Annotated in this window: 13 protein-coding genes; 2 read left to right on the plus strand and 11 right to left on the minus strand. The window is 70.7% G+C overall.

The features are described 5' to 3' along the window. Positions 1-69: 69 nt before the first annotated feature. The 5 genes from ABE487_RS04310 to folD all read right to left on the minus strand — a co-directional run bounded on the left by ABE487_RS04310 (position 70) and on the right by folD (position 5,069). The gene (locus ABE487_RS04310; protein ID WP_346451375.1) at positions 70-585 is read right to left on the minus strand and encodes a GNAT family N-acetyltransferase; all 516 of its coding nucleotides are present in this window, start codon (positions 583-585) and stop codon (positions 70-72) included. 6 nt (positions 586-591) lie between these two features. Then, positions 592-867, minus strand: coding sequence for a DUF1778 domain-containing protein (locus tag ABE487_RS04315; RefSeq protein WP_346451373.1), 276 nt, complete (start codon positions 865-867; stop codon positions 592-594). Positions 868-947: 80 nt separating this feature from the next. Next, complete coding sequence (gene guaA / locus ABE487_RS04320; RefSeq protein WP_346449202.1) at positions 948-2,528, minus strand: glutamine-hydrolyzing GMP synthase; 1,581 nt, start codon at positions 2,526-2,528, stop codon at positions 948-950. A gap of 120 nt (positions 2,529-2,648) precedes the next feature. Further along, complete coding sequence (guaB, locus tag ABE487_RS04325; RefSeq protein ID WP_346444170.1) at positions 2,649-4,106, minus strand: IMP dehydrogenase; 1,458 nt, start codon at positions 4,104-4,106, stop codon at positions 2,649-2,651. Positions 4,107-4,190: 84 nt separating this feature from the next. Then, complete coding sequence (gene folD / locus ABE487_RS04330) at positions 4,191-5,069, minus strand: bifunctional methylenetetrahydrofolate dehydrogenase/methenyltetrahydrofolate cyclohydrolase FolD (RefSeq protein ID WP_346444169.1); 879 nt, start codon at positions 5,067-5,069, stop codon at positions 4,191-4,193. Positions 5,070-5,180: 111 nt separating this feature from the next. Here folD and ABE487_RS04335 point away from each other — a divergent pair, with 111 nt between their 5' ends. Further along, the gene (locus ABE487_RS04335; RefSeq protein WP_346451371.1) at positions 5,181-5,519 is read left to right on the plus strand and encodes a DUF1244 domain-containing protein; all 339 of its coding nucleotides are present in this window, start codon (positions 5,181-5,183) and stop codon (positions 5,517-5,519) included. A 10-nt stretch (positions 5,520-5,529) separates the two neighbouring features. On the opposite strand, the gene ABE487_RS04340 is transcribed toward ABE487_RS04335, so the two are convergent. Then, the gene (locus ABE487_RS04340; protein ID WP_346451369.1) at positions 5,530-6,549 is read right to left on the minus strand and encodes a DUF2272 domain-containing protein; all 1,020 of its coding nucleotides are present in this window, start codon (positions 6,547-6,549) and stop codon (positions 5,530-5,532) included. An 81-nt stretch (positions 6,550-6,630) separates the two neighbouring features. Beyond that, positions 6,631-7,410, minus strand: coding sequence for an SDR family oxidoreductase (locus ABE487_RS04345; RefSeq protein ID WP_346444165.1), 780 nt, complete (start codon positions 7,408-7,410; stop codon positions 6,631-6,633). A gap of 99 nt (positions 7,411-7,509) precedes the next feature. On the opposite strand from ABE487_RS04345, the gene ABE487_RS04350 reads away from it, so the two are divergent. Next, a complete protein-coding gene (locus ABE487_RS04350) occupies positions 7,510-8,421 on the plus strand; it encodes a LysR family transcriptional regulator (protein WP_346444163.1) in 912 nt (303 codons plus the stop codon). A gap of 7 nt (positions 8,422-8,428) precedes the next feature. On the opposite strand, the gene moeB is transcribed toward ABE487_RS04350, so the two are convergent. Genes moeB through der form a run of 4 tightly spaced genes read right to left on the minus strand, consistent with a single transcriptional unit; the run spans position 8,429 to position 12,833 of the window. After that, complete coding sequence (gene moeB / locus ABE487_RS04355; protein ID WP_346451367.1) at positions 8,429-9,559, minus strand: molybdopterin-synthase adenylyltransferase MoeB; 1,131 nt, start codon at positions 9,557-9,559, stop codon at positions 8,429-8,431. Between the two features lie 52 nt (positions 9,560-9,611). After that, positions 9,612-10,862, minus strand: a complete 1,251-nt coding sequence (glp, locus tag ABE487_RS04360) for a gephyrin-like molybdotransferase Glp (protein ID WP_346451365.1) — start codon at positions 10,860-10,862, stop codon at positions 9,612-9,614. Next, positions 10,840-11,427, minus strand: a complete 588-nt coding sequence (locus ABE487_RS04365) for a molybdenum cofactor guanylyltransferase (protein WP_346444159.1) — start codon at positions 11,425-11,427, stop codon at positions 10,840-10,842. The genes glp and ABE487_RS04365 overlap by 23 nt, the downstream gene beginning before the upstream one ends. Then, positions 11,424-12,833, minus strand: coding sequence for a ribosome biogenesis GTPase Der (gene der, locus ABE487_RS04370; RefSeq protein WP_183427064.1), 1,410 nt, complete (start codon positions 12,831-12,833; stop codon positions 11,424-11,426). The genes ABE487_RS04365 and der overlap by 4 nt, the downstream gene beginning before the upstream one ends. Positions 12,834-12,927 lie beyond the last annotated feature (94 nt).

Raw genomic sequence — 12,927 nt, forward strand, 5'->3', positions numbered from 1 at the left:
TGCATTATTTTGATTATCGTGCCGCAGCGGTGGGACCGCAAGCGCCTTTGAGCCGGCCGCGACGGGACGCTATGCCGAGGCTGATGCGATGGAGCAGGCCGTGGAGATGGGCAGGTAGAGGGCCAGCGAGTGCGATGCAGTGCGCCGGAAACCGTAGACTTCGTAGAAGCGCGCTGCCGCGTCGTCCTTGGCATCCACGATCAGTACGCGCACGCCAAGGGTCTGCCGTGTTGCCAAGGCGATGTTTACCGCATGTCCGACCAGCAACTGGCCGTATCCCCGGCCCTGCGCGTCGGTATTGACCGCCAGCCGCGCCATCCGGATCGCGGGAATCGGATAGGCGGGAAGCCGAGCGCGATCACCCGGCTCGAGTTCTTCCAGCTGCAACTGGGCGGCAGACAACGCGCAGTAACCGAGCACTTGCCTAGGTGCGCTGTCGTCTACAAGGACGTGCGTGGTCGCGATTCCGTCGCGGTGGTGCTGACTCGCCTGCCGGCGCAGGTAGTCATCCAGCGCGGCAACGCCGCATGAGAATCCGGTTCTATCGTGCAGCCGCTTGTCCAGCAGCACGAAACTGAGTGCCATGCGCCTTCAGCGCGGATCGGTGAGGCGGGCGGCGCTCTTCATCGCCTTCTGCAGGCGATCGTTGGGCTGGAATGGCGCATCCAGTGCCGCAAGGAAGTGGCGAGATTCCGCCGGAGACAGCGCGACGGTTGTATCCGCCGCGATGGCCGTGTCCGCCTCCCGAAGCACGGCACTGCGCACGAACGCGGACACCGGCATACCGCGCAAGGCGGCGGCGCGGGCGATCCGGTCCTTGTCCCGAGCGTCGATCCTAAGATCCAGACGGGCGGCTGTGCTGTTCATGGGAATCCTCCTGTGTACGGAAATCTACCGTACGCACGAAGACGGAAGCAAATGACGCGAATCGCCGGGTAGCGCCCCGTTCACTCCCACTCAATCGTCGCCGGCGGCTTCCCACTGATGTCGTACACCACCCGCGAGACCCCACGCACCTCATTGATGATCCGATTCGAGACGCGGCCCAGGAAGTCGTACGGCAGGTGCGCCCAGTGGGCGGTCATGAAGTCGATGGTCTCCACAGCGCGCAGTGAGATCACCCACTCATACGCGCGGGCATCGCCGACGACGCCGACCGACTTGACCGGCAGGAACACCGCGAAGGCCTGGCTGGTCTTGTCGTAGAGGTCGGCGCGGCGCAGTTCCTCGATGAAGATGTGGTCGGCGCGGGCCAGGATCTCGGCGTACTCGGCCTTCACTTCGCCCAGGATGCGCACGCCCAGGCCGGGGCCCGGGAACGGGTGGCGGTAGACCATCTCGCGCGGCAGGCCCAGTTCCACGCCCAGGCGCCGCACTTCGTCCTTGAACAGTTCGCGCAGCGGTTCGACCAGGCCCAGCTTCATGTGCTCGGGCAGGCCGCCCACGTTGTGGTGGCTCTTGATGACGTGCGCCTTGCCGGTCTTGCTGCCGGCCGATTCGATCACGTCGGGGTAGATGGTGCCCTGCGCCAGCCACTTGGCGTTGCTGAGCTTGCCGGACTCTTCGTCGAAGATTTCGACGAACAGGTTGCCGATGATCTTGCGCTTGGCCTCGGGGTCGCTGACGCCGGCCAGCGCCTTGAAGTAGCGCTCGCGCGCGTCGATGCGGATGACGCGAATGCCGAGGCCGTGGGCGCTGGAGGCGTCCGCGAAGGTCGCCATCACCTGGTCGCCTTCCTGGAAGCGCAGCAGGCCGGTGTCGACGAAGACGCAGGTCAGCTGGTCGCCGATGGCCTTGTGCAGCAAGGCGGCGACGACGGACGAGTCCACGCCGCCGGACAGGCCCAGGATCACCTCGTCCTGGCCCACGGTCTCGCGCACGCGCGCGATCTGGTCGTCGATGATGTTGGCCGCGGTCCACAGCGTGGCGCAGCCGCAGATGTCGACGACGAAGCGGCGCAGCAGCGCCTGGCCCTGCTTGGTGTGGGTGACTTCGGGGTGGAACTGCACGCCGTACCAGCGCTTGACCTCATGGGCGAACGCGGCCACGGGCACGCGGTCGGTGGTGGCGGTGACGGTGAAGTCCGGCGGCGCCGCGCTGACGTGGTCGCCGTGGCTCATCCACACGTCCAGGCGCTGGCTGCCGGCGTGGTCGCTCAGGCCGTCGAACAGGCGGTCCTGGACGACGATCGCGACTTCCGCGTGGCCGTACTCGCGGGCGTCGGCCGATTCGGTCTCCCCGCCCAACTGCTTGGCCATCGTCTGCATGCCGTAGCAGATGCCCAGCAGCGGCAGGCCGCTGTCGAACACCTGTTGTGGGGCGCGCGGCGAGCCGTGCTCGGTCGTCGATTCGGGGCCGCCGGAGAGGATGATGCCCTTGGGCGCGAACGCGGCGATCTGCGCCGGGTCGTGGTCCCAGGCCCAGATCTCGCAGTACACGCCCAGCTCGCGGATGCGGCGGGCGATCAGCTGCGTGTACTGCGCGCCGAAGTCGAGGATCAGGATCTTGTCGCTGTGCAGGTCGGTCATCGGCGTGGGCTTGTCGTGTCGGGTGAGGGCGCGGGCGCGCTGGGGAAACGGAAGGTGGGGGCCGGATACGAAACGGGATCCGCTTGCGCGAATCCCGGATCAGTGCGTGGCGGCGCGGCCTCAGCCGGCCTGGTAGTTCGGCGGCTGCTTGGTGATCGTCACGTCGTGGACGTGGCTCTCGCGCTGGCCGGCACCGGTGATCTTCACGAACTGCGGTTTGGTGCGCATGTCTTCGATCGTCGCGCAGCCCACGTAGCCCATCGTCGCGCGCAGGCCGCCGGCGAGCTGGTGGACGATGCCGGCCAGCGGGCCGCGGTACGGCACGCGGCCTTCGATGCCCTCGGGCACCAGCTTGTCGGCGTCGGACGAATCCTGGAAATACCGGTCCTTGCTGCCCTGCTCCATCGCGCCCAGGCTGCCCATGCCGCGGTAGCTCTTGTAGCTGCGGCCCTGGAACAGCTCGACCTCGCCGGGCGATTCCTCGGTGCCGCCGAACAGGCCGCCGATCATCACCGTCGAGGCGCCGGCCGCCAGGGCCTTGCCGATGTCGCCCGAGTAGCGGATGCCGCCGTCGGCGATCAGCGGGATGCGGTCCTGCAGGGCTTCGGCGACGAAGTCGATCGCGGTGATCTGCGGCACGCCGACGCCGGCAACGACGCGCGTGGTGCAGATCGAACCGGGGCCCACGCCCACCTTCACCGCGTCCGCGCCGGCGTCCTCGAGCGCCTTGGCCGCGTCGCCGGTGACGATGTTGCCGCCGATGACCTGGACCTTGGGATAGGTCTTCTTGACCCAGTTCACGCGGTCGAGCACGCCCTGCGAGTGGCCGTGCGCGGTGTCGACGATGATCACGTCCACGCCGGCTGCGACCAGCGCTTCGACGCGCGCTTCGGTGTCGCCGCCCACGCCGACCGCCGCGCCCACCAGCAACTGCTCGTCGGCGTCCTTGGCAGCGTTGGGGTTGTCGTGGGCTTTCTGGATGTCCTTGACGGTGATCAGGCCGCGCAGCGCGAAGGCGTCGTTGACCACCAGTACCTTTTCGATGCGGTGCTTGTGCAGCAGCGCCAGCACCTCGTCCTCGCTCGCGCCCTCGCGCACGGTGACCAGGCGGTCGTGCTTGGTCATGACGTTGCGCACCGGGTCGTCGAGCTTGGTCTCAAAGCGCATGTCGCGCCCGGTGACGATGCCCACCAGTTTGCCGCCGTCGACCACCGGCACGCCGGAGATGTTGCGCGCGCGGGTCAGGCGCAGCACTTCACCGATGCTGGTATCCGGGCCCACGGTGAAGGGTTCGCGGATGACGCCGGCTTCGAAGTTCTTGACCCGGGCCACCTCGGCCGCCTGACGCTCGACGCTCAGGTTCTTGTGCACGATGCCGATGCCGCCCATCTGCGCCATCGCGATGGCCAGGCGCGCTTCGGTGACCGTGTCCATTGCCGCCGAGACGATCGGCAGATTCAGGCGCAGGTCGCGGGTCAGCCGCGTGGCGAGGCGGACGTCCTTGGGCAGGACGATCGAGTGGGCGGGAACGAGCGAGACGTCGTCGTAGGTGAGTGCTTCGGCCTGGATGCGCAGCATGCGGGGTGCCGGGGAGGAGGAAGCGCGCCATTCTATCGCGTTTGCGGCCCCGGCGCGCCGCGACCGGACGCCGCGGATGTCGCGCTAAGTGCCGGCCTGCTCGGCCGCTTCGATCGTGTTCTGCATCAACGTGGCCACGGTCATCGGGCCGACACCGCCGGGCACCGGCGTGATCCAGCTCGCCCGCCGCGCGGCCTCGACAAAGCCGACATCGCCGACCAGGCGGCCGTCGTCGAGCCGGTTGATGCCGACATCGATCACCACCGCGCCGGGCTTGACCCAGTCGCCGGGGATCAGCCCGGGGCGGCCGACGGCGACGACCAGGATGTCGGCCTCGCCGACATGGCGGCGCAGTACGTCCGGCGGCGTAAAGCGGTGACAGGTGGTCACCGTGCAGCCGGCGATCATCAGTTCCAGCGCCATCGGCCGGCCGACGTGGTTGCTGACGCCCACGATCGTGGCGCTGGCGCCGCGCACCGGGCGGTCGGTATAGGCCAGCAGCGTGGTGATGCCGCGCGGCGTGCACGGGCGCAGGCCGAACTGGCGCAGCGCCAGGTGGCCGACGTTGGCCGGATGGAAACCGTCGACGTCCTTGCGCGGGTCGATGCGCTCGATCAGCCGGCTCGCGTCGTCGATGCCCGGCAGCGGTAGCTGGACCAGGATGCCGTGCACGGCGGGGTCGGCGTTGAGGCGGTCGATCAGCGCGACCAGCTCGGCCTCGGTCGTGCCCACCGGCAGGTCGAAGTCGAAGGCCTGGATGCCCACCTTCTGCGCGGCGCGGCGCTTGTTGCGCACGTAGGACTGCGAGGCCGGGTCGCTGCCGACCAGCACCACCGCCAGGCCCGGACGCGTCCCGCCGCCGGCGATGCGCGCATCCACGCGCACGCGCAGTTCGTCGAGCAGGGTGTCGGCAATGCGCTTGCCGTCGAGGATTCGGGCCGGAACGGGGTCTGCGGCGGTCATGCGGGCGTCGTGCGGCGAAAGAGCGCCCCATTGTCCCTGATTCGGCCCCCGGCTTGCAGACATCGGCAGCGATGCCGATCCTGTCGGCCTCCCCTGCCCCCTGGATCGACCATGACCGATGCGCCCAAGCCCACGCCCGCCCCGCTGTCCGACGACGCCCGCATCCGCGCCGAGGCGGCCGCGTTCCGGCGCTTGCGCGCGCATCTGCTCGAGGCCCGGCCGGAGGTGCAGAACATCGACCTGATGATCCTGGCCGGCTTCTGCCGCAACTGCCTGGCCGATTGGTACGGCGATGCGGTGCGCGCCGAGGGCGTGGCGTTTGACAAGGCCGCGGCGCGCGAGGCGTTCTACGGCATGCCGTTCGAGACCTGGAAGGCCCAGCACCAGCGCGAGGCGACGCCGGAGCAACAGGCCGCGTTCGCCGCGAGCCAGCGCGCGCACGCGGGCTGACGCGCGCGCGTCACGGGCAGCGCGGCAGGCCGTCGCCGACGCTGCATTCCACGCAGCACATCGGGGCCGAGGGCTGGCCCGGCGTCGGCAGCACCGGCGTGGGCGCCGTCGGCGAGACCAGCGGCATCGCCGGCTGCAACGCGGCCAGCTCCTGCGCCGGCCGCAGTTGCAGCAGCACGGCCCAGTCCTGGCGGTTGGCGCTGCAGGCGGCCGGCGTGTCGGGCGTGCACGGCACGTCGTCGAGCGTGCGCATCGGCAATCCGGCGAACTGCCCGCCGGCCGAGAGCGGCAGCATCCGCATGGTCACGCCGTCGAGCACGTTGCCGCCGACCAGGTACGCGACATTGCCGCCCTCGGCAGCCGCGCCGACGACGACATCGCAGTGCATGCCCAGCCCGCTGTCCTCACTGCTGAGCAGCGTCGCCAGGCCGGCAAAGCCAAACACACGGTTGGCGGCGCGCACGTAGCACAGCAGATCACCGCGCGCCGGCCGCGCACTCACCGGGTTGGCGACGCGGTAGGCGCTGGTCTCGGGGTTACGGTAGGCCGCGCGCACGTAGTCGACGTGGCTGGGCGAACCCTCGAAGCCGGGCAGCGCGGCGCGCCGCGCGGTCCAGGACACGAACGCCGCCGACCACGGCACATCGACCAGGAACGCCCGGCACCCGGGCGACGGCGCACCGCCGTAGGCCGCGTAGGCGCATTCGCCGGCGCCCGGCCGGTGCTGCAGCCGGGGCAGCAGGCCGGCGCCCACCCAATAGCCCGCGACCCGGCGCCAGGCCTGCTCGCCATTGGTCAGCAGCGCGGTTTCGGCCTCGCGCACGGTCGACCCCGCGTAACGCCCGTCCACATCGATGAACGGCCGGTGCCAGGTCTGGTGCTCCTCGCAGGCCACCGCGGCCAGCCGCGTCGCCGGGTCCGGCGCCGCCACCTGCGCGCGCAGTAACGGGCACGGGTCGGCGGCGGACGCGCCCGGCGGCCACACGAGCAGCCAGGCCAGGACCAACAGACAGAGCCAGCGTGACGACATGCGCAACCTCGGGAGCGGGGGCAGGATGGGACTCATCGTGCCCCGCCCCGTGTGAAGGCCGGTGGGCGGGCGCGTCGCCGCTTACTTGGTCGTGTAGCCGCCGTTGATCAGCAGGGTCTGGCCGGTGATCCACCAGCCCTCGCTGACCAGGTGCCGGACGAACGGCACCACGTCCTCGATATCGGTCAGGCCGGTGCGGCTGCAGCCCGACAGCGCCGCGGCCGAGCGGTGGTAGGCCACGGCGTCCTTGTCCTCCTGGCCGTAGAAGAACGGCGTGTCCATCGGCCCCGGTCCGATCGCGGTCACCGAGATGCCGCGCGCCCCGAACTCCTTGGCGGCGGCGCGGGTGAAGTGTTCCACCGGCGCCTTGGCGCCGGCGTAGGCGGCGTAGTACGGGGTGAAGGCACCGAGCAGCGAGGTCACCAGGGTCAGCACCTTGCCGTGGTCGGCCACTTTCAGGCCGGCCTGCTGCAGGAAGAAGAACGCCGCCTTGGCGTTGATGTCGAACATCTTGTCGTACTCGGCCTCGCCGATCTCGGTCAGCGGCTTCTTGAGCACCATGCCGACGGTGTTGATGGCGATGTCGATATGGCCGAAGGCCGACACGCCGGCATCGAACAGCGCGGCGACGTTGTCCGGACGGGTCAGGTCGCCGGAGAAGATCTCGGCCTTGGCGCCGGCCGCCTGGACGGCGCGCGCGGTCTCCTGCGCGGCTGGAAGCGAGTCGGCATCGTGATGGTGGATCAGCACTGCGCTGGCGCCGTTCCAGGCCAGATCGCGGGCGATCAGCCCGCCGAGGTTCTTCGCGCCACCGGCGATCAGCACCGTCTTGCCGTGCAGCGAATGGTCGATCTTGGACATGCCATGCTCCTGAGATGGGGGAGTCCCCAGTTGACCGCAGCCCCCGGCTCGAATAAACACGATGAATCGACAGTTTGTTTTCGGCGCTACCGAATAATCATGGATCTGTTGCGCCATCTCGCGCTGTTCCGCCGCGTGGCCGACTGCGGCAGCTTCAGTCGCGCAGCGGAACTCGAGGGGCTGGCGCCGTCGTCGGTCTCGGCCGCCATCGGCCAGTTGGAGCGGCATCTGGGCACGCGGCTGTTCCAGCGCACGACCCGCCAGGTCCGGCTCAGCAGTGACGGCGAGCGGCTGTACGCGCGCGGTGTCGAGCTGCTGGCCGACGCCGAGGGCATCGCGCAGCTGTTCCAGCCGGCCGCCCAGCCCAGCGGCCTGCTGCGGGTCGAGGCCCCGGCGCGGATGGCGCGCCTGCTGCTCGCCCCCGCCCTGCCCGCGTTTCTCGCAGCCTATCCCGGCATCGCGATCGAGCTGGGCGGCAGCGATCGCTTGAGCAACCTGGTGGGCGACGGCATCGACTGCGTGCTGCGGGTCGGGCCGATCGGCGACCTCGACCTGGTCGCACGCCCGCTTGGGCAACTGCAACAGGTGACCTGCGCCGCGCCCGCCCTGCTCGCCCGGCACGGGCCGGTCGCCGACCTGGACGCGCTGGCGGCCCTGCCGGCGATCCACTTCGGCCAGTCGCCCGGCGGGCGGGCGGAGCCCTGGGAATTCCAGTCCGCGGACGGCCTGGTCACCCGCCCGATGACCGGACGGGTCGGGGTCGGCAATGCCGAGACCTACATCGCCTGCGCGCTGGCCGGGCTGGGCGCGATCCAGGTGCCGCGCTACGACGTCGCCGACCTGCTCGCGGCCGGCCGGCTGTGCGAGCTGCTGCCCGATACGCCGCCGCCGAGCGTGCCGGTCAGCGTGCTCTATCCGGGGCCGCAGCGCGGCTCGCGACTGGTGCAGGTGCTGATCGGCTGGCTCGACGGGGTCATCGCGCCGCTCGTCGAGCCGGTATCCGCGCCCTGAGGCGGGCTCAGCCGGCGCAGAACGCCGCGTAGTCGATGTAGCCGGGGAAGTCGCGGCCCGGTGCGCACAGTGGGCAGTCGGGATCGGCGCCCAGCCGGGTCTCGCGGAAGCGCATCCGCAGTGCATCGAACTGCAGCAGGCGCCCGCGCAGCGGCTCGCCGATGCCGACCAGCAGTTTGAGCACTTCGGTTGCCTGCAGCAGGCCGATCACGCCGGGCAGCACACCCAGCACGCCGACTTCCGAGCAGTTCGGGGCGGCTTCCGCCGGGGGCGGCTCGGGAAACAGGCAGCGATAACAGGGGCAACGGCCACGCGCGCGTCCGGCGTCGAACACGCTGACCTGGCCCTCGAAGCGGTGCACGGCGCCGTAGACCAGCGGTTTGCGGTGCAACACGCAGGCGTCGTTGAGCAGGTAGCGGACCGGGAAGTTGTCGGCGCCGTCGAGCACCACATCGACGCCGTCGATCAGCCGGTCGATGTTGGCGCTGGTGACGCGCTCGGCGACCGCCTCGATCCGCGTGCGCGGGTTCAGCGCGCCGAGCGTGGCCGCGGCCGAGGCGACCTTGGGCTGGCCGATGCGGTCCTCGGCATGCAGGATCTGCCGCTGCAGGTTGCTGCGGTCGACCACATCGTCGTCGGCGATGCGCAACGTGCCCACGCCGGCCGCGGCGAGGTAGTACGCGGCCGGCGAGCCGAGGCCGCCCGCCCCGATCACCAGCACCGTGGCCTCGGCCAGCCGGCGCTGGCCCGCCAGGCCGATCTCGGGCAGGCGCAGGTGCCGCGAGTAGCGGTCGTGGAAGTCCAGGTCGATGTCGCCGTCGGGCAACGTCGTCGGCAACCCCTCGGCCTGCCAGCGGCTGGTGCCGCCGGCGACCGAGGCGATGTCGGTGTAGCCGGCCGCGGCCAGCGCGTGCGCGGCCTGCAGCGAACGCCGGCCGCTCTGGCAGATCAGCAGCAGCGGCGCGGCGCGGTCGGGCACGTGCGTCTGGGGCGCGGCTTCGAGCGTCGCGCGGTCGACGCCTTCGGCGCCTTCGGCCATGCCGGTCACGCGCTCGTGGGCGTCGCGCACGTCGATCAGGCGCACGCCGGCCCGGCGACGGCGCAGGGCCTCGTCGGGGGAGATCTCGGGAATGCTCATGCGCCGATTATCGCCCGTCGCGGGCGACCGGGTCGTCCCACCGCCGGATCGCTCAGTACGGCACGACTTCGACCACGCTGTCGGCCGGGTACTCGCGCGCGCCGGCCTCGAGCACGATCAGCACGTCCGAATCGGCCGCCGCCTGCATCCGGTGCGAGCCGTCGGCGGGGTTGGGTTCGACGCGCGACACGCCGTCCTCGTCGATCGACCAGCGCCCGCGCAGGAATTCCAGCCGCTCGTGCTTCTTGGTCCACGCATCGCGCAGGCGCGCGCGCCGGATCGGCCGCGGGGCGCGCCGCTGCAGGCCATCGACCAGGCGCCGGCCGACCGCCAGCCACGTGGCCAGCACCGAGACCGGATTGCCCGGCAGGCACAGGAACAGCGCCGGCCCCAGCGTCCCGCCCTCTGCAAGCAGCAGCGGCATGCCCGGCTTCATCATCGTCTTCCACAGGCGCACGCGGCCGCGGCGCTGCAGCAGTTCGGGCAGGTGGTCCTTTTCGCCGGCCGACACGCCACCGCAGGTCAGCACGATGTCGAAGGCCTCGCCGGCATGGCGCAGCGCCGAGGCGATCTGCGCCGGGTCGTCTGGCAGCGTCGGGAACGCGACCGGCTCCAGGCCCTCGGCGCGCAGCAGCCCCATCAACTGCTCGCGGTTGGAGTTGTAGATCTGCCCGGGCTGCAACGGCATGCCCGGCTCGACGAGTTCGTCGCCGGTCGCGAACACCGCCACCGTCGGCCGGCGCACGACCTCCAACTGCGCCAGGCCCTGGGAGGCCGCGAGTGCGATCCGGCTCGGGGTCAGCACTTCGCCGGCATGCAGCAGGCGGTCGCCGACCTTGGAATCCTCGCCGGCGCGGCGCACGTGCTGGCCCGGACGCGGTGGCACCAGGATCTCGACCCGGTCGCCGTCCAGGCGCGTGTTTTCCTTCATCACCACGGTGTTGGCACCTTCGGGAATCGGTGCGCCGGTGGTGATGCGCAGGCACTGCCCGCGCGCGATGCGCACGTCCGCACGCGGGCCGGCGAACTGCTCGCCGACCAGTTGCAGCACCGCCGTCCCCTCGCCCGCCAGATCGTGATGGTCCAGCGCGAAACCGTCCATCGCCGAGTTGTCGAACGGCGGTTGCGGCAACGTGGCGACGACATCGCGCGCGAGCACATGGCCATGGGCACGGCCCAGCGACAGCGTCTGCACCTCGAGCGCGCGTTCGGCGGCGACCGCATCGACGATCGCGCAGGCCTGGTCGAACGGCACGCGGTAGGGAAAGGACGGGGCGGTGTCAGGGTGCGGCGATTCCGGCATCGATCAGATCGTCAGGCGTATTGAGGTTGCCGAAGCGTACACCTTCCAATCGGACGGTCCGCATGCCGAGCCGGCTCTGCAACGCGCGCACCGCGTAGTCGCCGCGCGCCAGCGCCTCGGCCGCGCCGCGTCGCAGCGCGTCGGTCGGCCACAACGCGACCAGCGGCTGCACGCCGTCATCGTCCTGCGCGCAGGCGCCGGTGTCGCCGGCCAGCAAGGCCAGCATCGGCAGCAGTCGGGCATCGGCTTCGCACAGATCGACCGGCAGGGTCAGCAGCCAGGGCGTGTCGACGGCGGCGGCCAGCGCGTCGAGCCCGGACATCGGCCCGGCATCGGGCGTGCGATCGACCACGGTCTCGATGCCGTGGGCTGCGTAGCGAGCGAGGTCGCGGTTGGCGCTGACCAGGAACCGCGCTGCCTGCGGGGCGAAGCGCGCGCGCCAGCGCAGCACCTGCGCTGTGCCGCCCTGCTCGAGCCAGGCCTTGTCGAGGCCGCCCAGGCGCGAGCCGCGGCCGCCGGCGATCACGCCGACGGTCAGTGCCGCCGCGGTGGGCGGCACGCTCACTTGCGCTTGACGTGCCGGATCAGCCGCTTCTTCTTGGCGACCTGGCGTTCGCTGAGCACGTTCTTCTTGTCCTTGTACGGGTTGTCGCCCTCGCGGAACACGAAGCGCACCGGGGTGCCGACGAGCTTGAAGCGCTTGCGGAAGAAGTTCTCCAAGTACCGGCGATAGCTGTCGGGCAGCGTGCGCAGGCGGTTGCCGTGGACGACGATCGTCGGCGGGTTCTCGCCGCCCGGATGCGCGAAGCGCAGCTTGGGCGCATGCCCGCGCACGACCGGCGGCGGGTTGGTCTCGGCGGCGATCTCGAGCGCGCGGGTCACATCGGACGTGCCGAACTTGTAGTTGGCCGAGGCGTGCGCGCGATGGATCGCGGCGAACAGTTCGCGCAGGCCCGAGCCGTGCTTGGCGCTGATGCGCACCGCCTCGGCCCAGGGCACGAATGCGAGCTTGCGCGACAGCAGCGCTTCGGTCTGCTCGCGCTGGTACTCGCTGAGCCCGTCCCACTTGTTGACCGCGACCACCAGGGCGCGCCCGGAGTCGAGCACTGCGCCGAGCACGCTCGCGTCCTGGTCGGTGACGCCCTCGCTGGCATCGATCATCACCACCGAGACCTGAGTGGCCTCGATCGCCTGCAGGGTCTTGATGATCGAGAACGTCTCCACCGCCTCGTCGACCTTCGACTTGCGGCGGATGCCGGCGGTGTCGACCAAGCGGTAGCGCCGGCCGTCGCGTTCGAGATCGACCTCGATCGAGTCGCGGGTGGTGCCGGCGACCTCCGAGGCGATCATCCGCTCCTCGCCGAGGATGCGGTTGACCAGGGTCGACTTGCCGACGTTCGGGCGGCCGACGAAGGTCACGCGGATGCGCGTGGGGTCGGTGTCGAGCTGCTCGGCCTGCCCGGTTTCGGGGAGCTTTTCGAGCACGTCGTCGACGAGTTCGTCGATGCCGTGGCGGTGCGCCGAGGACACCGCGTGCGCGTCGGTGAAGCCGTAGCGCGAGAAGTCCGCGATCGCCGCACGCGCATCGAGCCCGTCGGTCTTGTTGATGATCAGGAACGTCGGCTTGCCGAGCTTGCGCAGCCAGCGCAGCAGTTCGTCGTCGAGCGCCGAGGCGCCCTCACGGCCGTCGACGACGAACAGCACGAGGTCGGCCTCCGCCGCCGCCGCGCGCGACTGCTTGGCGGTTGGGCCGGCCAGTCCGGCTTCCTCCAGATGCACGCTCTCGCCGGCGATGCCGCCGGTATCGACCAGCGCGAACGGACGCGCGCCGAGGCGGCACACGCCGTAGTGACGGTCGCGGGTGACGCCCGGCTCGTCATGGACGAGCGCGTCGCGAGTGCGGGTCATCGCGTTGAACAGCGTCGACTTGCCGACGTTGGGGCGGCCCACGAGGGCGACGAGCGGAAGCATGCGGCAGGATCCGGAACGAAAGAGCGGAAGGAAGGGCCGGCACCGTGGCGGCGACCCGAAAACGAAGAGGCCCCGGGCGGCGACACCGCCCGGG

The sequence above is a fragment of the Luteimonas sp. TWI596 genome, assembly GCF_039674105.1.
Lineage (GTDB): Bacteria > Pseudomonadota > Gammaproteobacteria > Xanthomonadales > Xanthomonadaceae > Luteimonas.